At 62.3% G+C, this 19,602-nt stretch carries 16 protein-coding genes; 3 read left to right on the top strand and 13 right to left on the bottom strand.

Annotated elements, in window-relative coordinates; translation table 11 throughout:
• A partial coding sequence (gene bamA, locus ACIP1G_RS10670; RefSeq protein WP_400736386.1) for an outer membrane protein assembly factor BamA occupies positions 1 to 1,061 on the top strand: 1,061 nt, incomplete at its 5' end.
• Between the two features lie 63 nt (positions 1,062 to 1,124).
• On the opposite strand, the gene ACIP1G_RS10665 is transcribed toward bamA, so the two are convergent.
• The 12 genes from ACIP1G_RS10665 to ACIP1G_RS10610 all read right to left on the bottom strand — a co-directional run bounded on the left by ACIP1G_RS10665 (position 1,125) and on the right by ACIP1G_RS10610 (position 15,426).
• Positions 1,125 to 2,375 (bottom strand): OprD family porin, encoded by a 1,251-nt coding sequence (locus ACIP1G_RS10665; RefSeq protein ID WP_400736384.1) that lies wholly within the window; start codon positions 2,373 to 2,375, stop codon positions 1,125 to 1,127.
• A 55-nt stretch (positions 2,376 to 2,430) separates the two neighbouring features.
• On the bottom strand, positions 2,431 to 3,630 hold the full coding sequence (locus ACIP1G_RS10660; protein ID WP_400736382.1) for a benzoate/H(+) symporter BenE family transporter: 1,200 nt from the start codon (positions 3,628 to 3,630) through the stop codon (positions 2,431 to 2,433).
• A 72-nt stretch (positions 3,631 to 3,702) separates the two neighbouring features.
• Entirely contained in the window at positions 3,703 to 4,617 is a 915-nt protein-coding gene (gene catA, locus ACIP1G_RS10655) for a catechol 1,2-dioxygenase (protein WP_400736380.1), read from the bottom strand.
• A 30-nt stretch (positions 4,618 to 4,647) separates the two neighbouring features.
• Positions 4,648 to 5,997, bottom strand: coding sequence for an MFS transporter (locus ACIP1G_RS10650; RefSeq protein WP_400736377.1), 1,350 nt, complete (start codon positions 5,995 to 5,997; stop codon positions 4,648 to 4,650).
• Positions 5,998 to 6,054: 57 nt separating this feature from the next.
• The gene (locus tag ACIP1G_RS10645) at positions 6,055 to 6,816 is read right to left on the bottom strand and encodes a 1,6-dihydroxycyclohexa-2,4-diene-1-carboxylate dehydrogenase (protein ID WP_019096256.1); all 762 of its coding nucleotides are present in this window, start codon (positions 6,814 to 6,816) and stop codon (positions 6,055 to 6,057) included.
• 146 nt (positions 6,817 to 6,962) lie between these two features.
• The gene (gene benC / locus ACIP1G_RS10640) at positions 6,963 to 7,973 is read right to left on the bottom strand and encodes a benzoate 1,2-dioxygenase electron transfer component BenC (RefSeq protein ID WP_400736373.1); all 1,011 of its coding nucleotides are present in this window, start codon (positions 7,971 to 7,973) and stop codon (positions 6,963 to 6,965) included.
• 72 nt (positions 7,974 to 8,045) lie between these two features.
• Positions 8,046 to 8,531 (bottom strand): benzoate 1,2-dioxygenase small subunit, encoded by a 486-nt coding sequence (benB, locus tag ACIP1G_RS10635; protein ID WP_400736370.1) that lies wholly within the window; start codon positions 8,529 to 8,531, stop codon positions 8,046 to 8,048.
• On the bottom strand, positions 8,528 to 9,886 hold the full coding sequence (gene benA, locus ACIP1G_RS10630) for a benzoate 1,2-dioxygenase large subunit (protein WP_400736367.1): 1,359 nt from the start codon (positions 9,884 to 9,886) through the stop codon (positions 8,528 to 8,530). The genes benB and benA overlap by 4 nt, the downstream gene beginning before the upstream one ends.
• 637 nt (positions 9,887 to 10,523) lie before the next feature.
• Positions 10,524 to 10,739 (bottom strand): RHS repeat-associated core domain-containing protein, encoded by a 216-nt coding sequence (locus tag ACIP1G_RS10625; protein WP_400736364.1) that lies wholly within the window; start codon positions 10,737 to 10,739, stop codon positions 10,524 to 10,526.
• Between the two features lie 62 nt (positions 10,740 to 10,801).
• Complete coding sequence (benR, locus tag ACIP1G_RS10620) at positions 10,802 to 11,758, bottom strand: benABC operon transcriptional activator BenR (RefSeq protein ID WP_400736362.1); 957 nt, start codon at positions 11,756 to 11,758, stop codon at positions 10,802 to 10,804.
• 572 nt (positions 11,759 to 12,330) lie between these two features.
• Positions 12,331 to 13,713, bottom strand: coding sequence for a cysteine--tRNA ligase (gene cysS, locus ACIP1G_RS10615; RefSeq protein WP_400736359.1), 1,383 nt, complete (start codon positions 13,711 to 13,713; stop codon positions 12,331 to 12,333).
• A 9-nt stretch (positions 13,714 to 13,722) separates the two neighbouring features.
• Positions 13,723 to 15,426, bottom strand: a complete 1,704-nt coding sequence (locus ACIP1G_RS10610; RefSeq protein ID WP_400736356.1) for a glutamine--tRNA ligase/YqeY domain fusion protein — start codon at positions 15,424 to 15,426, stop codon at positions 13,723 to 13,725.
• Between the two features lie 248 nt (positions 15,427 to 15,674).
• Here ACIP1G_RS10610 and ACIP1G_RS10605 point away from each other — a divergent pair, with 248 nt between their 5' ends.
• The gene (locus ACIP1G_RS10605) at positions 15,675 to 16,175 is read left to right on the top strand and encodes a peptidylprolyl isomerase (RefSeq protein WP_400736353.1); all 501 of its coding nucleotides are present in this window, start codon (positions 15,675 to 15,677) and stop codon (positions 16,173 to 16,175) included.
• The gene (locus ACIP1G_RS10600) at positions 16,172 to 16,894 is read left to right on the top strand and encodes a UDP-2,3-diacylglucosamine diphosphatase (protein WP_400736350.1); all 723 of its coding nucleotides are present in this window, start codon (positions 16,172 to 16,174) and stop codon (positions 16,892 to 16,894) included. The genes ACIP1G_RS10605 and ACIP1G_RS10600 overlap by 4 nt, the downstream gene beginning before the upstream one ends.
• A gap of 112 nt (positions 16,895 to 17,006) precedes the next feature.
• Here the strand turns inward: ACIP1G_RS10600 and ACIP1G_RS10595 are convergent, their stop codons facing one another.
• Positions 17,007 to 19,313 carry an acylase gene (locus ACIP1G_RS10595; protein ID WP_400736347.1) on the bottom strand — a complete coding sequence of 769 codons (2,307 nt, stop codon included), beginning with the start codon at positions 19,311 to 19,313 and terminating at the stop codon, positions 17,007 to 17,009.
• Between the last annotated feature and the right edge of the window lie 289 nt (positions 19,314 to 19,602).

Below are 19,602 nucleotides of genomic sequence, written 5' to 3'. Positions count from 1 at the left end.
CCGGCCTGATCCTGGGTGGTTCGATCAGCCAGACCAACTTCCTCGGTACCGGTAACAAGGTATCCATCGGCCTGACCCGTTCGGAATACCAGACCAAGTACAACTTCGGCTTCACCGACCCCTACTACACCGCCGACGGTGTCAGCCTTGGCTACAACCTGTTCTACAACAGCACCGACTACAGCGATTACTACGACGATGGCGTTTCGTACTATGCGATCAACAGCTACGGCGCCGGGGTCAGCTTTGGCTACCCGATCAGCGAGACCTCGCGCCTGACCTACGGCCTGACTCTGCAGCACGACGACATCTCGCCAGGCACCTACAGCGCCGACGAGATCTACGATTTTATCGCCCGCGAGGGCAAGAGCTTCAACAACCTCAAGGCGTCGATCGGCTGGTCCGAGTCCACGCTGAACAAGGGCGTGCTGGCCACCCGTGGTCACTCGCAGAGCCTGACGCTGATGGCCACCACCCCTGGCAGCGACCTGTCGTTCTACAAACTGGACTACAACGGCCAGACCTACCTGCCGGTCACCAACAACACCTCGCTGCGCCTGCACACCAGCCTGGGCTACGGCAACGGCTACGGTTCAACCGACGGCCTGCCGTTCCATGAAAGCTATACCGCAGGTGGGCTGGGTTCGGTACGCGGCTTCAAGGACGGCAGCCTCGGCCCGCGCAACACACCGGCTACCGGCACCTACGCCAGCGCCGGCCAAGCCTACTTTTCCGACCGCGATACCGACGTGCTGGGGGGTAACATCCTGATTACCGGCGGCGCCGAGTACATCTTCCCGCTACCGTTCGTGAAGGACCAGAGCCAACTGCGCAGCTCGGTGTTCGTCGATGCCGGCAACGTGTATGCCGACACCTGCAACCTGTCGACCACCCAGGGCTGCGGCAGTGTCGACCTGGCGCAGATGGCCGTGTCGTTGGGGGTTGGCGTAACCTGGTACAGCCCCATGGGGCCGCTGAGCTTCAGCCTGGCGGCGCCGCTGAAAAAGCCAGATGAAGCGCAAACCCAGATCTTCCAGTTCTCGTTGGGGCAGACTTTCTGATTCAACGCCTGCGTCTGTCGGCAAGCCGGCCCCACAGCGTTTCCTGCAGGGGCCGGTTCAGGTTCAGAACAGCTGCCAGGTGTATACCAGCGTCAGGCGGTTCTCGTCGATGTCGCTGCGGTAGTTGGACCGCGCCATGGCGTTCCTCACCCGAATCCCCAGCCCCTTCAGCACACCGCTCTGCACCGCATAGCCGATGTCCAGGTCACGCTCGCGATCGCGCCCTTCATAACCCAGCCCGGTATCGACGTTGTTGCCGGTGATGTAGCGTATCGTCGCCGTCAGGCCCAGTACGCCCATGGCGGCGAAGTTGTAGTCGTAACGCACCTGGTAAGAGCGCTCGCCGGTATAGGCGAACTCATAGGTCGGCACCTCGTTGCCCAGCGGCGAGATGTTGGCAAATACCCGTGGGAACGGGCTGTCGCCATAGATGGCCTGGTAACCGGCATGGAAGCTGTGCCCGCCATGCCGGGCGGTGAACATTGAGAAGAACGCCTGGTTGTCGATGTTGCCGAGTAGCGCGCCGCCGTCTTCACGTGCCGTGAAATAACCCAGGTTGGCGCTGAGCACCCATTCCCCCACCGGCTTGCTGTGCTTGAAGCCGACGAAGCCTTGGTGGTAGATGTCCTCCAGCTGACCGTACCACAGGCTGACACTGCTCTGGTTGGTATTGAAGGCATAGTCCCCGCCTACGTAGTTGAAGGCTTCGCTTTCGGCCTGGCGCATTGGTACATGGCCGAGCATGGCGTTCATCTTGCCGTCGCCACCTTCGTTGCGCAGGTGCGTGCTTTTCAGGTGGCCGGCCTGCACGGTCAGCCCGTCGATCTCGGCTGAACTCACACTGGCACCTTGATAGGTCGGCGGCAGCAGGCGGATGTCGCTGAAGGTCAGCACCGGCAGGTTCGGTTGCAGTTCGCCGATCCGCAACTCGGTTTTTGACAGGCGTGCCTTGAAGGTGGGGGCCAGGCGGCTGTACTCGTCGGCGGCACGGCCGTCGCTGTGCACCGGCAGCAGGCCGGTGTTGGTGCGGTCGGGGCTGCTGTCGAGCTTGATGCCCAACAGGCCCAGGGCGTCTACGCCAAAGCCGACCGTGCCGGGGGTGTAGCCCGACTTGAAGTCGAGGATGAAACCCTGGGCCCATTCCTCGGCTCTGGATTGCTTGTTGGCGCCGACGATGTCGGAAAAGTCGCGGCTGAAGTAGTAGTTACGGGCACTCAGGGTGGCCTTCGAATCCTCGAAGAAACCGCCTTCGGCGGCCAGCAATGGTTGGCTGAGCAAAGTCAGGCCCAGGGCGACGCAAGGGGTGTGGTTCATTCCGAAGCTCTCTTGATCTTGTTTTTATTGGATAAAGCGTTGGGAACACGGCAGTTCATGGGGTACGGCGCAGCACCTCCCGTGCACCTGGTTGGCGCAGCCTGAGCAGCGCGTGGGCCAGCAGGCCGAACAACAAGCCCCAGAACGCCGCCGACAGGCCAAGGAAGGCCACCCCAGAAGCTGTGACCAGGAACGTGAACAGCCCGGCATCGCGCTCGGCCGGTTCCGCCAGGCTGCGCGCCAGCGCTTCGCTGATGGCGCCGTACAGCGCCAGGCCGGCCAGGGCGGCGATCAGGGCGGCGGGAAAGGCCGCAAACAGCGACATCAGCGTGGCGCCGGCGATGCCCAGCAGCAGGTACAACGCGCTGCCAGCGACCGCTGCCACATAGCGCCGACGGGGGTTTTCGTGGGCTTCGTGGCCGGTGCACAGGCTGGCGGTTACCGCAGCCAGGTTCAGCCCGTGGCAACCGAACGGCGCCAATACCGCGCCGGCCAGGGCGCTGGCCGTGATCAGCGGGCTGGCCGGCGTGGCATAGCCGGCATTGCGCAGCACCGCCATGCCAGGCATGAACTGCCCGGTCAGGGCCACCAGCACCATTGGCAGTGCCAGGCTGAACACCGCCGCCAGGCTGAACTGCGGGGCGATCCACTGTAGCGAAGCCAGCTCCAGCACCAGCGCTTCGCTGCGAAACGCACCGCTGGCCACCGTCACCAGGGTGCCCACGCACAGCACCGCGGCCACCGCATACCGCGGCTGTACCCGGCGCATCAGCACGTAGGTGACGAACATCGCCAGTACCAGCAGCGGCTGCACCGGCAAGGCGCGGAACACTTCGATGCCGAAGCTGAACAGGATGCCGGCCTGCATGCCGGCAGCGATGGAACCCGGCAGGCGCGCGATGATACGGTCAAAGGCCCCACTGATGCCGATCAGCAGCAGGACCAGGTTCGCCACCAGGTAGGCCCCCACGGCCTGTTCCAGGCCCAGTTGCGGCAAGGCAGTGACCAGCAGTGCCGAACCCGGGATAGACCAGGCGATCACCACCGGTACCCGGTAACGCAGGCTGAGCAGCGCACCGAGCACGGCGCTGCCCATGGACACTGCCCAGACCCAGGAAGACAGTTGCTGGTGAGACAGGCCGGCGGCTTCGGCGGCGTGGAAGATGATCACCAACGGGCCAGCGTAGGAGATCATCGTGGCGATGCAGCCGGCGACGATGGCGGACAGTGAACTGTCCTTGATCAGGGTTTTCATGGCACTTCTCGCAAGGCATCGGCCGGCCTTGGTGGCTGGCTCTTGTTCTGTGTTGGCTTCTTCGCGGGTGAATCAGGCCTCCTGCAGAGCCCGCGGCCGCCCACTACGCTGCTCATCCGCATCGCCCTGGGCCAGCTGCAACTGGAAGTCGAATTTCAACTCGGCATGCCGCCCCGCCTGGCCTTCGACAAACACCACCTCCCCCACCAACCCATCCCGCGTGGCATAGGCAAAGTCATCCCACAGGTACTTGTCCCCCGACAGGTTGATCTGCGTGGTCAGGTGCCGATGCCCCGGCGCCGAGATGAAGAAGTGCACGTGCGCCGGGCGCTGGCCATGGCGGCCCAGCAGGTCCAGGCATTCCTGGGTTGGCCCCTGCGGGTCGCAGCCGTAGCCGGACGGCACGATGGAGCGTGCGCGGTAGCGCCCTTCGGCATCGGTGACGATGCGCCGACGCAGGTTGTACTCGGACTGGCTCTGGTCGAAGAACGAATAGGTGCCGCGGGTGTTGGCATGCCACAAGTCGACCGTGGCACCCGGCAAGGGTTGCCCTTGCGGGTCGAGCACCTGGCCTTCCAGGTACATCACGGTGGCCACGCCCTCCTCGCTGCCATCGTCCATGCGCACCTCACCTTCGGCGATGGGCGCACCGGCCACGTACAGCGGGCCTTCGATGGTGCGCGGGGTGCCGCCGACAAGGCCTGCCTGCTGGTCCTTGGCATCTTGCAGCAGGTCGAGGAAGTGTTCGATGCCCAGGCCTGCCACCAGCAGCCCGGCTTCACCGCGGCCGCCCAGGCGGTTGAGGTAGTCGACGGCATGCCAGAACTCGTCTTCGCTGATTTCCAGGTCTTCGATCAGCCATGCGGTGTCTTGCAGCACGCGCTGCACAATGCGCTTCAGGCGCGGGCTGCCGTCATCGTTGCCGAAGCCTGCGGCCTCCTGGAAAAACTGCTGCACCTCGGCAGTGTGGGAAATTTTCGCGGTCATGGTGGGTTACCTCATCTTGTTCTTTTCGGGTTACGCCTGCGCCGCAACGGCCTGGGCGTGGCGCCGGCCACTGGCCAGGTGCACGGCCATGGCCAGCGCGGCAATGGCGCCAGGGATGGCGAAGGCGATGAAATTGAGTTGCAGCGGCAGGTTGATGCCCATCAGGGCGCCGCCCAGCAGCGGGCCGACAATGGCGCCGTTGCGGCCAATGCCAGACGCCCAGCCCAAACCGGTGGAGCGCACCGACAAGCCGTACATTTGCGCAGCGCCGGCATACAGCAGAATCTGCGTACCAATGGTGGTGGCGCCGGCAATGAAGATCAGCAGGTACAGCACTGGCATCGGGCTGTTGACGCCCAGCAGGCTGATCGACAGTGCTGCGGCGATGAAGAACGCCACCTTGACCTTGACCAGGTTGTAGCGGTCGCCCAGCCAGCCGCCGAGAATCGCCCCGGCCATGCCGCCAAAGTTCAGCGCCAGCAGGAACGACAGGCTAGAACCCAGGCTGTAGCCAGCGTTGGCCATCAGCTTCGGCAGCCACGAACTGAGCGCGTAGACCATCAACAGGCAGCAGAAGAACGCCAGCCACAGCGCCAAGGTGCGAATGGCCAGGCCGTTGCGGAACAGTTCGAGTACGGCGGTGAACTTGCCGGCCCTTTCGCGGGACAAGCCCGTTCCCACAGGGGCGACCAGCACATCATCAGGTTGCACGTCGCAGTCCGGGTCCAGGCGCTTGAGCAGCTTGCGTGCCTCGTCGCCACGGCCCTGGCGCACCAGGAAACCTATGGACTCAGGCAGGTAGTAGAGGATCACCGGCAACAGCAGCAGCGGCACGGCGGCGGCGAAGAACATCGACTCCCAGCCGAAACGCGGCAGCATGAAAATGCCAACACCCGCCGACAGCATGCCGCCCAGCGAGTAGCCGCTGAACATGATCGCCACCAGCGTGCTACGCAGGCGTTTGGGCGCGTATTCATTCATCAGCGCCACGGCGTTGGGCATCAGGCCGCCACAGCCCAGGCCGGCGATGAAGCGGTAGATGCCAAACTCGCTCGGGCTGCTGGCGAAACCATTGAGGATGGTCGCCCCCGAGAACAAGGCGAAACAGATGGCGATGCCCTTCTTGCGCCCGATGCGGTCGGCCAGGCTGCCGAACGCCAAGGCCCCGAACATCATGCCGAACAGCGCATAGCTGCCCAGCGCACCGGCTTGCAACGGGGTCAGGCCCCACTCTTTCATGATGACCGGCAGTACCACGCCGTAGATGAACAGGTCATAGCCGTCGAAGATCAGCAGCAGGCCGCACCAGGCCATGACCATCCAGTGGAACGGGGTAAAGCGCGCATTATCGATGATCGAATGTACGTCAAGGGTTCGCATGGCATCTGTCGCTCTTGTTTTTGTTGTGGAGAAAAGCTTTTGCCTTGAAGTTGCTGCTCAGCCGAGGTCGCCGCCCCCTACCGGCAGGGTCACGCCGGTGATGTACGAGGCTTCGTCGGAAGCGAGGAACAGAATCGCCCCGACCTGCTCGTCGATGCTGCCGTAGCGGTGCATCAGGCTGCTGTCGAGGGTCTGGTCGACGATCTGCTGGTACCAGTGTTTTTCCTGCTCGCTCTGCTCGGCGCTGTTGCGCGGCACACGGCGGGGTGGCGCTTCGGTGCCACCGGGCGCGGTGGCGTTGACGCGGATGCCCCGGCCGGCGGTTTCAAAGGCCAGGCACGCGGTGAGCGCGTTGACGCCACCTTTGGCTGCGCCGTAGGGAACGCGGTTGACGCCGCGGGTGGCGATGGACGAGACGTTGACGATGGCGCCGCTGCCGCGTTCGAGCATGTACGGCAGTGCGGCGTGGCAGCACCACAGGGTGGGGAACAACGAGCGGCGCACTTCGGCTTCGATCTGCTCGACTTCGTAGTGTTCGAAGGGCTTGGCCCAGATAGTGCCGCCGACGTTGTTGACCAGGATGTCGAGGCGGCCGAAGGTTTCTACGGCGCTGGCCATGACCCGGGCACAATCGGCGTGTTGTTCCAGGTCGGCGGTAAGGGTCAGCATGCCCTCGCCGGCCAGCTCGTGAACCAGTTCGGAGCGGTCTACTGCAACTACTTGCGCGCCTTCGGCCTTGAGCCGCCAGCACACGCCCCGGCCGATGCCCTGGGCGGCACCGGTAACCAGGGCGACCTTGCCTTGGAATCTGTTGTTCATATGCAAATCTCCGCCTGCCCGCCGTTTTTGTAGGAGCGGGTTTACCCGCGAATGCGTCCGACCAGGCAATGTCGCTGTACCGGCTGGTCTCTTCGCGGGTGAACCCGCTCCTACAAGGGGGCGGTGTTATGTTCGGGATGAAGGAATCAGGCCGCCGCCGCGAACTTCTCGTAGTAGAAGTTGGCCGGGGTAATGCCCTGCTCACGCACGTACTGGCTTACCGCCTCGACCATCGGCGGTGGCCCGCACAGGTACACATCCACATCGCCATCGTTGAGGTGGCGCGGCTCGATGTGCTGGGTCACGTAGCCCTTCTGCGGGTACTGGCTGTCCGGGTTGGCCACGCAGGCGCTGTAGGTGAAGTTGGGGATGCGCGCCGCAAGGGCCTGCAGGCGGTCGAGTTCGACCAGATCGAAGTCGTTGGTCACGCCATAGATCAGGTGCAGCGGGTGCTCGCTGCCCTGCTCGGCGATTTTCTCCAGCATCGCGGTGAACGGCGCCAGGCCGGTGCCACCGGCCAGCAGCAACAGCGGGCGCTGGATCGGCCGCAGGTAGAAACTGCCCAGCGGCCCGGCCAGGCTCATGCTGTCGCCAGCCTTGGCCAGGCTGGTCAGGAAGCTGCTCATCAGCCCGCCCGGCACGTTGCGGATCAGGAAGCTGACTTCACCGTCCTTCTGCAGCGAGCTGAACGAGTAGGCGCGGCTCTGCTCACTGCCCGGCACCTTGAGGTTGACGTACTGCCCTGGCAGGAAGGCCAGGCGGCTGAGGGCGTCGCCCTTGATCGACAGGGCAATGGTGCTGGCCGACAGCTGGCGTACATCGCTGATAGCCGCCTCGAAGCTGGCCTGTTCGGTCTTGCACAGCTGCGACGAGGCCGGGATGCGGATGACGCAGTCGCTTTCGGCGCGCATCTGGCAAGTGAGCACGTAACCTTCGGCGATTTCATCTTCGCTCAGGGCGTCTTCGATGAAGTTGTCGCCCAGCTCGTAGCGGCCAGACTCGGCCTTGCACTTGCAGGTACCGCAAGCGCCGTCGCGGCAGTCCAGCGGGATGTTGATGCCTTGGCGGTAGGCGGCGTCGGCCACGGTTTCTTGGCCGGTGGCCTCGATGAAGCGGGTGACCCCGTCTTCGAAATTCAGTGCGATCTGGAAGCTCATGTTGCACCTCGCGGGCGAGCCGGGCCACGGTGCGTCGCAGGACGCCCCAGGCAGTGCTCGCAAAACCCTGTATCAGATGTGGTAGATGTCGATGACCTGGCGCACGTAGTCGTTCTTCAGCACCACCTTCTTGGCCTGGATCAGCGGCTGTTCGCCGCGCAGGTCGAGGGTGTAGAAGCTGCTGCCGAAGTAACTGTCGGTGGTCTTGTAGCGGAAGCTCAGGGTGTGCCAGTTGAAGCGCACCAGGCAGCTGCCCTCACCCTGCTCGACGATCTCGATGTTGCTGATGTTGTGCGAGGTGCGGGTGTCGGGCACGGTCGCACTGGAGCGCTCGGTCTTGATGCGGAACACACGGTCTTCCAGGCCGCCACGATTGCCGTACCAGATCAGCGAGATTTCGCTTTGTGGATCCTCGGTGAGGGTGTCGTCATCGTCCCAGCTCGGCATCCAGAAGGTGGCGTCGCTGGCGTACAGCTCCAGCCACTGGTCCCATTGGGCGTCGTCCAGGTAGCGCGCCTCGCGGTAGAGGAAGTCGCGCACGGTTTCATACAGGCTCATTGCACGGCCTCCACGGGGATCAGTTGCTGTTCATCCTTCAGCGCCTGGATCATGGTGTCCTGCCAGTACTTGTGCTGCAGCACGAACAGGCCTTCATCCTCGGTACGCACGCCGGACAGCAGCGGCTGGAGTTCGATTTCCTTGGCCGCCTCGTCAGCACCTTCCACCCAGTGCGCGGCGCCGCGGGACATGTCGTTCCAGCCGGTGCCGCCGCCGTAACCGGTCTGGCACGAGCGGAACTCTTCCAGGTCATCCGGGGTGGCCATGCCGCTGACGTTGAAGAAGTCTTCGTACTGGCGGATACGCTTGGCGCGGGCATCGGCGCTCTCGCCTTTCGGCGCGATGCAGTAGATGGTGATTTCGGTCTTGTTCACAGAAATCGGCCGGGCGATGCGGATTTGTGAGCTGAACTGGTCCATCAGGTACACGTTCGGGTACAGGCACAGGTTGCGCGAGTTCTCGATCATCCAGTCAGCGCGGGCCTGGCCGAAGTCGGCGGCCAGCTGGTCGCGGCGCTCGTAGGCCGGGCGGTCTTCGGGGTTGGCCCAGCGGGTCCACAGCAGCAGGTGGCCGTGGTCGAACGAGTAGAAGCCACCGCCTTGTTTGGCCCAGGCGCCGGCGCTCATGGTCTTGATTTCGTCACCGGCTTCGCGCTGCTTGCGCTGGTTCTGGGTGGCGGCGTAGTTCCAGTGCACAGAGCTGACGTGGTAGCCATCGGCGCCGTTTTCGGCGGTGAGCTTCCAGTTGCCTTCGTAGATGTACGAGCTGGCGCCGCGCAGCACTTCCAGGCCTTCTGGCGACTGGTCAACGATCATGTCGATGATCTTGGCCGACTCGCCCAGGTGCTCGACCAGCGGCTTGACGTCGGCATTCAGGCTGCCGAACAGGAAGCCACGGTACGACTCGAAACGCGCCACCTTGGTCAGGTCGTGGGAGCCGTCGCAGTTGAAGCTGTCGGGGTAGCCGGCATTGCTCGGGTCTTTGACCTTGAGCAGCTTGCCGCTGTTGTTGAAGGTCCAGCCGTGGAACGGGCAGGTGTAGCTGGAACGGTTGCCGCGCTTGTGCCGGCACAGCATGGCGCCGCGGTGGCTGCAGGCGTTGAGGAAGGCATTGAGCTCACCGTCCTTGTTGCGCGCGATGAAAATCGGCTGGCGCCCCATGGTCAGGGTGAGGAAGTCGTTTTTCTCGGGGATCTGGCTTTCGTGGGCCAGGTAGATCCAGTTGCCCTCGAAGATGTGTTTCATTTCCAGGTCGAACAGGCGGGGGTCAGTGAACATCTCGCGCTTGCAGCGGTAGATGCCCTTTTCACGGTCGTCTTCAAGCATGGCATTGAGGTAGTCGAATCCCAGGGACATGGCCAGGGTCTCCCTTGTTATTGTTTAGACCTGGTCAGGTTAGGGAGACCGCTGGCGGGGGACTATCCGGATTGTGCAGAGTGCTATCCAGCCTTGCCGGGATCTCGCACTTTTGGAGCCAGCCGTCTGGGGTCATGAAGCCAGCTTGCAACAACATCGTTCACAAAGGTGTTCGTGCTTCCTGCCGCTTGCATTTTTTCGTTGAGTGGTGCCACTACCGCGAGCGCCTCCATTAATTGACTATTTGACGATATGGGAGTCGCAGCCGCATTGACAGGATAGCCAGCGGCTCTCTTTAAATTTTATCCGATGTTGCTTGATAGCTTCACTGCGGTGCCGTGCACTAATAATTTTTGAGCATCTGACCAATTCGATGAATTCATGATGGGTTGTATTTGATCCCCGTAACCACGACCAAGATTGTTGATAGTGCCTACAACTTGCTTGCTCACAGTATGGTCAGCAGCTCCGGCATGTTTTCGAACACTTGACAGCATCGTAGATTTTTGAGGTCTCGGCGCTTCAGGCGCTTCCCAAATTGTCCGAAGCGCAGGGGCTTTTGCAACCTTAGGAAACTTAATGTGCCCACTGGGATCCGTATAATTAACCGGATCCCCACCACAGTAGGCATAACAGTTTATTTCTCCACCCCCATTGGGCTCAAACTGTCAGGGCTGTGGAATCTCATCAAAATCGGATTGAACGCACGGTATCCATTCCCCAGCAAGTAGTGCCCAGTGAAAGACTCTTTTCTCTGTCCATTGAAGCGCAGCACTGATAAACATTGCTCGCCTCCATCACGCCCATAAACGGTGTACTGCAGTGAAGAAGAGGAAGTCCGCGACGTCGACATGGTGGCTTGCACATGAAATGCAAACAACTGGTAGAAATATTAGGTGACCCAGCTGGCGTGCATCACCCCCGCCGCTTGAACGTCTGCGAAGGCAGCTCGCCAAACTGCTGCCGATACACTTCCGAGAACCGCCCCAAATGAAGGAAACCGTAGTCCAGAGCCAGCTCGGTCACACTGCGCACGCCACAGGTCGGGTCGTTCAGGCAGGCATGCACCCGCTCCAGCTTGCGCTGGCGCACGTAATGCTTGGGTGTGGTGCCCAAGTGCTGATCAAACAAGGCATACAACGAGCGCAAGCTCATGCAGGCCTGCTCTGCCAGCACTTCAGCCGACAGCTCCAGTTTCAGGTTACGTTCGATGTAATCAAGAATACGCTCAAGTCCCGCTTGGGGCGCACTCAGGCATTCACGGCGGATATTGGTGCTCATCAGGGTCAGCAGCTTGCTGGCCACAATCTGGCTGTAATGGCCCTGCACCCGCGGCAGCGAATCGCTCACCTCCGCCTCATGGCAGACCATGGCCAGCAGGTTGACGAAGCCGTCCAGCTCGTCCAGCCGGTAATGGTTACGCAAGAAGCGCACCCCGCCGTCGGGCCGGTACCAGCGTTGTTCGTCGCAGATCGAGTCCAATAGACGCGTCGGTACCTTGAGAATGAATTTCTCGCAGTCTTCCGAATAAGTCAGGTCTACCGGGTCGTCGGGGTTGATCAGTAGCAGCTCGCCCGGCACCAGATGCTGCTCGCGCTTGTGCCCACGCCACAGGCAGTTGCCATTGAGCAACACTTGCAGATGGTAGATGCTTTCAAGTGCTGGTGAGGTAACCCGCACGCTGCCGCCGTAGCTGATGCGGCACAGGTCGAGTTCGGCGAACTTGCGATGGCTGAGGCTGGCCTGGGGGTGAGTGGTGCGCGACAGACCGATGCAATGCTGGCCTACATGCTGGTTGACATAATCGGACACAGCATAAGGGTCGGCGTGATGAAACACGCTACTGCGTTCGCTCAGCAGGCGGCTTTCCATAGGCAAGGCACTCGGCATCGTTATTGTTCTGGTCGCCGCTTCCTACGGCCTTGTGGGCTGTGGTTGCGGTCGTCACGGTCATTCTATCGGGCCGGTTGCTGGTCGCGAAAGCAGGCGACAACCGGTGGATGGGCACACTTAAGCAAAAAGGCGGGGGTTGAGCAATGCGGCGTTGGCATTGGATGGGCGGATAGCGGACAGATGAGCAGAGACTAGTGTTCGTTTATCGCACGGTTTTTGTGGTGTCGGGGTTGACCCGCGAATGGCAGCGCGATAAGTGGCACCGGCTTTGCCGGTGTTCGCGGGCACGCCCGCTCTCATAGAACAACACATAACTCATTGATTTAGCAGGGACCTGTGGGAGCGGGTTTACCCGCGAATGCGATGCTGATTCTACCTCCGCATTCGCGGGTGAACCCGCTCCCACAAGGTCTGCGACACGCTTTCGGGCTCTGTTCTCTGCGCGACAGCGCAGCCTGAAGGGCTGGGTGATCTCCCACAGAAACCGCGTCTCGCTTACGAATTGGGTGCTCTGCTCGGAAAGGGCTGCAAAGCAGCCCTATTTACGCCGATCAGTCAGCCAGACGCCAGGTAGTGCCACCCTTGCTGTCTTCCAGCACCACGCCCATGGCGGTCAGCTGGTCGCGAATGCGGTCGGATTCAGCCCAGTTCTTGTCCGCACGCGCCTGCAGGCGCGCCTGGATCAAGCCCTCGACCTCGGCCGCATCCACCTTGCCTTCGGCACCGGCACGCAAGAAGTCATCGGCTTCCAGTTGCAGCACACCCAGCACATCACCCAGCTCACGCAGGCGACCGGCCAGGCCAGCAGCAGCCTGTGGGTCGCTGTCGCGCAGACGGTTGATCTCGCGCACCAGGTCGAACAGCACGGCACAGGCTTCGGGGGTGCCGAAATCGTCGTTCATCGCCACGCTGAAGCGCTCGACAAACTCTTCACCACCCTTGGCCGCCACGCGGGGCAAGCCGCGCAGGGCGTGGTAGAAGCGCTCCAGCGCGCCTTTGGCATCACGCAAGCTGTCTTCGGAGTAGTTGATCGCGCTGCGGTAGTGGCTGGCCACCAGCAGGTAGCGCACCACTTCCGGGTGATACTTCTCGAGCACGTCGCGGATGGTGAAGAAGTTGTTCAACGACTTGGACATCTTCTCGCCATTGATACGGATCATGCCGCAGTGCATCCAGGCGTTGGCGTACTGCTTGCCAGTGGCCGCCTCGCTCTGGGCAATCTCGTTCTCGTGGTGCGGGAACTCCAGGTCGCTGCCGCCGCCGTGAATGTCGAAGCTTTCACCCAGGCAGCAGGTGGACATCACCGAGCACTCGATGTGCCAGCCCGGACGGCCTGGGCCCCATGGCGATTCCCAGCTCGGCTCGCCGGGCTTGACGCCTTTCCACAGCACGAAGTCCAGCGGGTCCTGCTTCGCCTCGTCGACCTCGATGCGTGCACCGATGCGCAGGTCTTCGATCTTCTTGCGCGACAGCTTGCCGTAACCGACGAACTTGCCGACGCGGTAGTACACGTCGCCATTGCCCGGGGCGTAGGCGTAACCCTTGTCGATCAGGGTCTGGATCATGGCGTGCATACCGGCGATATGGTCGGTGGCACGCGGCTCCTGGTCCGGCGGCAGGATGTTCAGGCGGCGCTCGTCTTCGTGCATCGCGTCGATCATGCGGGCGGTAAGCGCGTCGAAGGTTTCGCCGTTCTCGTTGGCCCGGTTGATGATCTTGTCATCGATATCGGTGATGTTGCGCACGTAGGTCAGCTCGTAACCGCTCTTGCGCAGCCAGCGGGTGACCAGGTCGAAGGCGACCATGCTGCGGCCATGGCCCAGGTGGCAGTAGTCGTACACGGTCATGCCGCACACGTACATGCGCACCTTGTTGCCATCCAGCGGCTTGAAGGTTTCCTTGGTCTTGCTCAGGGTGTTGTAGATGCTAAGCACGGCGGTTCCTCAGCTGCCCCAGGAGTCACGCAGGGTGACAGTGCGGTTGAACACCGGGCGGCCCGGCTGGCTGTCCTTCAGGTCGGCGCAGAAGTAGCCTTCGCGCTCGAACTGGAAGCGGTCTTCGGGCTGCGCCTGGGCCAGCGACGGCTCGGCACGGCAACCGCTGAGCACTTGCAGCGAATCCGGGTTGATGTTGTCGAGGAAGCTGCCGCCATCTTCGGTCTTTTCCGGGTTGGCGGAGCGGAACAAGCGGTCGTACAGGCGTACTTCGCACTCGACGCTGCCTTCGGCTGGCACCCAGTGGATCACGCCCTTGACCTTGCGGCCTTCAGGGTTCTTGCCCAGGGTGTCCGGGTCGTAGGAGCAGCGCAGCTCGACGATATTGCCGTCGACGTCCTTGATGGCTTCGTCGGCGCGGATCACGTAGCTGCCGCGCAGGCGCACTTCACCGGCCGGTTCCAGGCGCTTGTAGCCCTTTGGCGGCTCTTCCATGAAGTCATCGCGGTCGATGTACAGCTCACGGGCGAACGGCAACACGCGCACACCCATGTCTTCCTTCGGGTGGCGCGGCAGTTCAAGCTGCTCGACCTGGCCTTCCGGGTAGTTGGTGATGACCACTTTCAGCGGGCGCAGCACGCACATGGCGCGTGGGGCGGTGCGGTCCAGGTCGTCACGGATGCTGAATTCGAGCATCGACATGTCGACCACGCCGTCGGAGCGGTTGGTGCCGATCATTTCGCAGAAATTGCGGATCGAGGCCGGGGTATAGCCACGGCGACGGAAGCCGGACAGGGTCGACATGCGAGGGTCGTCCCAGGCTTCGACGTGCTTTTCGTCGACCAGCTGCTTGAGCTTGCGCTTGGACGTGATGGTGTAGTTCAGGTTCAGGCGGCTGAACTCGTACTGGCGCGGGTGTGCCGGCACCGGCAGGTTGTCGAGGAACCAGTCGTACAGCGGACGATGCCCTTCGAATTCCAGGGTGCAGATCGAGTGGGTAATGCCCTCGATGGCGTCCGACTGGCCGTGGGTAAAGTCGTAGTTCGGGTAGATGCACCACTTGTCACCGGTCTGGTGGTGGTGGGCATGGCGAATGCGGTACAGGATCGGGTCGCGCAGGTTCATGTTCGGCGATGCCATGTCGATCTTGGCCCGCAACACGCGCTCGCCATCCTGGAACTCGCCGGCTTTCATGCGTGCGAACAGGTCGAGGTTTTCTTCCACGCTACGCTCGCGGAACGGGCTGTTCTTGCCCGGCTCCTTGAGGTTGCCGCGGTATTCCTTGGCTTGATCAGGGGTCAGGTCGCAAACATAGGCTTTGCCACGCTTGATCAGCTCTACGGCCCAGTCGTGCAACTGGTCGAAATAGTCGGAGGCGTAACGCACGTCGCCGGCCCAGTCGAAGCCCAGCCATTTGACGTCGCTCTGGATGGCGTCGATGTACTCCTGGTCTTCCTTGGCCGGGTTGGTGTCGTCGAAACGCAGGTGGCAGACGCCCCCGAACTCCTTGGCCAGGCCGAAGTTGACGCAGATCGACTTGGCATGGCCGATGTGCAGGTAACCATTGGGCTCCGGCGGGAAACGGGTGACGATGCTGCTGTGCTTGCCCGAGTCCAGGTCGGCCTGGATGATCGGCCGCAGGAAGTTCGCAGGGACAGCGGGGGCGCCTTTGGCAGCGGCGTTGGGCGCGTTGTCGGCAGTGGGCTTGCTCATAGGATCCTTGAATGCACGTGTCCGGCCTGGGTAGGCCGATTGAATCAAAGGGCCTATCATAGCCGAAGCAGTCAAGCTGCTGACAGTCGGGCCCGGACAAACTGGCGTGATTTATCACGGCTTTTTGCCGCACCCTGGCAAAATGGCCGGTGCGCGCCATGTGTCGTGATCGCCTGATCCTGCGTCAGGTGATAACCCGCGCCCTGCGCACCCTAATTTCTGATTGCCTTGAAAGAGCGAATTTCAGCATGTCCAAAGTCAAACTGAGCACCAACCACGGCGACATCATCCTGCAACTGAACGCCGAAAAAGCTCCGCAAACTGTTGAGAACTTCGTTCAATACGTCAAAGACGGCCACTTCGCCAACACCGTGTTCCACCGTGTGATCAAAGGCTTCATGATCCAGGGCGGCGGTTTCGAGCCTGGCATGAGCCAGAAGAAAACCCGCGCCAGCATCCAGAACGAAGCTGACAATGGCCTGAAGAACACCAAGTACAGCATCGCCATGGCCCGCACCATGGAGCCGCACTCTGCCTCGGCACAGTTCTTCATCAACGCCTCCGACAACGACTTCCTCAACCACAGCGGCAAGAACGTGCAGGGCTGGGGCTACGCCGTGTTCGGTGAAGTGATCGAAGGCCGTGAAGTGGTCGACGCCATCGAGAAAGTTGCCACCGGTTCCAAGGCTGGCCACCAGGACGTGCCGAAAGACGACGTGATCATCGAGAAAGCCGAGATCATTGAGTGATCCTGCTGATCTCTGATCTGCACTTGCAAGAAGAACGCCCGGATATTTCCCGGGCGTTTCTTGATCTGCTCGACGGCCGTGCCCGCCACGCCAAGGCGCTGTACATCCTTGGCGACTTCTTCGAAGCGTGGATTGGCGACGATGCCATGACGCCCTTCCAGCAGTCGATCTGCCAGGCCATGCGCCGGCTGAGCGACAGCGGCACGGCCATCTACCTGATGCACGGCAACCGTGACTTCCTGATTGGCCAGGCCTTTTGCGACGCTGCGGGCTGCACCCTGTTAAGCGACCCCAGCGTGATCGAGCTGGGCGGTGAACAGGTGCTGCTGATGCATGGCGACACCTTGTGCACCCGCGACCTGGGCTACATGAAAATGCGCCGTTTGCTGCGCAACCCGCTGAGCCTGTGGATCTTGCGGCACCTGCCGCTGTCGGCCCGCTACAAGCTGGCGCGCAAGCTGCGCAGCGAAAGCCGCACGCAAACGCGGATGAAGTCCACCGAGATCGTCGACGTCACACCCGAGGAAGTACCGAAGGTGATGGCAGCGCATGGCGTGCGCACGTTGGTGCATGGCCATACCCACCGGCCGGCGATTCACAAGCTGGTGGTTGATGGGCAACCGGCACGGCGCATTGTGCTGGGTGACTGGGACCGCGGCGGTTGGGCCTTGCAGGTTGACGAGCAAGGGTTTCAGTTGGCGCCGTTCGAGTTTTCCTGACCGACCGGGTCGCCTTCTTCGCGGGTAAACCCGCTCCCACAGGTACTCCACAGATACTGGCATTGTGGTGTTCCTGTGGGAGCGGGTTTACCCGCGAAGGGGGCGGGATGCCTTACTGCTGTGCCACTACTCCCTTGTCCCGTTCACTGATCACGATTTCCCGGTACTCCGGGTCAGCCTTGATCTGTGCCTCGGTAAACGGAATCACTGCCAGCTGCTTGGCCGCAAAGGCCTTGGTCTGGTCACTGGCGTGCGCCGAAGCCGCTTCGCTTGACTGGGAAAACGCCAACAATCCCCGAGCCTCAGGCCCTTTATCAGTAAAGCTGACCAGTTGCAGGTAGCTGGTACCACTGACCACCAGCCGCTTACCCTGCCCGTGCGGCACGCTGTACATCGCGTTGTACACGCCCAACGCCTGCGGGCCGCCCGGTACCGGCGTGCCATCCAGCGATTGCTGGACTTGCCCCCACTTCGCCTCCCCCCCTACACCGCTGTCGGCAACCTGCTTGAGCGAGGCCAGTGCCGCCTCGTGTACCAGTTTGCTCACGGCAGCTTGCTCTACCGCCAAGCCGCGCGGGGTGTGCTGCGGATCAGCCGGGTCAAAGGCTACGCGCCAGCTTTCCGGGTGCTCGGCCAGGGCATTGAACAGGTTCTGGAAATGCACAAGGCCAATACCGCTGTCGAGGTCGGCCTTGCCATTCCAGGCCGCCAGGCTGCTGCACACGGCCTGCACGTCCGCGCCGGCACCTTTGCACCATTGCAGCAGGTCTGGCAGCACCAGGCTGGCCAGGTAGACTTCATCATCGGTCACCATGCGCTGCAGGTCATCGACACCCAAGCGGGCTTTACCCTGCAAGCGTTGCAGGGCAAAGCGGCCTCGCATGCCCAACGGCTGGTCACTGCGGCTGACCAAGGGTGAATAGCCCGTCAGCGGCTGCGCCGGGTTGGCCAGCCAGGCCGGGTCGTTGGAGTTTTGCACGAAGTCTTGGCGCTCAAGGCTTGGCAGCAAGCGTGCCGGGAAGATACCTGGCTGAGCCGCCTGCGCATCGACCTTCCACTGGCACGCGCTGCGCGAGCCATCCAGCACCACCAGACGCCCTTGGGCCTGTGGGTTGCTGCAGCTGTCGAGCAGCTGCTGGTCGACATAGGGCACTACCGACTGGTTCAGGTACAAGGCCCGGCCACCCTGATCAACGGCCAAGGTGTTGACCCAAGGGATACCTTGCAGCTGTTCGACCGAACCCTTCAACGCCGCCAGGCTGTCGGCCCGGTTGATCTGGTACCACTGCTGCAGCACCCGGGTATTCTCAAGGTTGGCGTCGCGCAAGCTGTAAGCCGCATGCGCATCCCAGTCCAGGCGGCCTGGCCATTGCACAACAGGGCCGAACTGCGAACTGTAGACCTGCCGCTCTACCTGTCTCAGGCTGCCATCCTCCGCCTTGACCGCAACGCTGACGGTTTGCCGGGCCAACGGCAGTGACTTGCCATCGAGCAGGTAACGGGTCGGGTCCTTGGGGTCGAGTTGCAGGCGGTAGAGGGTGAAATGCGTGGAGGTGTCTACGGTATGCGTCCAGGCCAGGTGCTGGTTGAAGCCGATGTTGATCATCGGCAGGCCGGGCAACGCCGCACCCATCACATCAAGCTGCCCTGGGATGGTCAGTTGCATCTGGTAGAAGCGCATGCCGCCCATCCACGGGAAGTGCGGGTTGGCCAGCAACAGGCCTCGACCATTGGCCGAGCGCTGCGCGCCCACAGCCACGGCATTGCTACCGCGCTCCGAGGCGAAACGCTCCTGCCGGGCCAGCGCGGTGGCAAAACCAGCTGACGATTGCTGGCTGGTCAGGGTTGGTGGTTGCGCCCCCGCCAGTGCCTCGACGAACTGCCCCACGCCGCCTTCGGCCAACAACCGGCGGGTCAGCTTGACCAGGTCTTGGCTGGTAATGGGCCGCACCCACTCGCCGGTGCCACACTCGGCGGGCAACCCTTCGCTGCGGCGCTCGGCCAACGCCCGGTTGTAGCCGCTGGCATAACCTGCCAACAGCGCCTGCACTGGCGCTGGCTGCGCCTGCAGGAACGCCTCGACCGCCGCCGGGCTGTTGAGCCAGGTGAAGAACAGGTCGCTGGCCAAGTTGTCGCGCTGCTCCAGGGTCTTGCCCTTGGCGCCGAAGTAGCGTGAGCGCTCACCACTGACGGTCAGCACTTCATTGGCCAGCAGGCACAGGTTGTCCTGGGCGTAGGCGTAGCCGACACCATAACCCAGGCCACGCTCATCCTTGGCGACGATATGCGGCACCCCGTAACTGGTTCGGCGAATCTGCGCACTGGCATCGGCGGCGGTTTGCGCCTGTACGCCGACGCTGAAGGCCACCAGGGCGGCGGCCAGGCCAGCGCAAGTCATGGGACGGGAAAGTGGAAACACGGGCACTCCTCGGGTTCGGGGGTTATCCCGATCAGACGAATGGGTAGAGGAAAATTTTACGTATTACAAGGCGATGGAACGTCTTGTTGGGGAATAGGTTTTTTGCCTGATTGGATAATGCATTTCGGCTGGGAGGTGCTTGCCACAGCATTTTCAGCGCCTGTGAGAACGAGCGCCGCGCGGGCGGCGCTCGATCTGTGCACCACCTCAAACCCAAGCCATGCACCTGGAGGCCCTAACCGCCCGACAAACAGATCGCAGCCACGCTCCCCCAGCTTTCCGCGAAGAA

Origin of the sequence: Pseudomonas sp. NPDC089392 (genome assembly GCF_044749595.1) — a bacterium.
Taxonomy (GTDB): Bacteria; Pseudomonadota; Gammaproteobacteria; order Pseudomonadales; family Pseudomonadaceae; genus Aquipseudomonas.
Note: the sequence above shows the minus strand (reverse complement) of the source record. Positions and strands in the feature narration are given on the sequence as shown.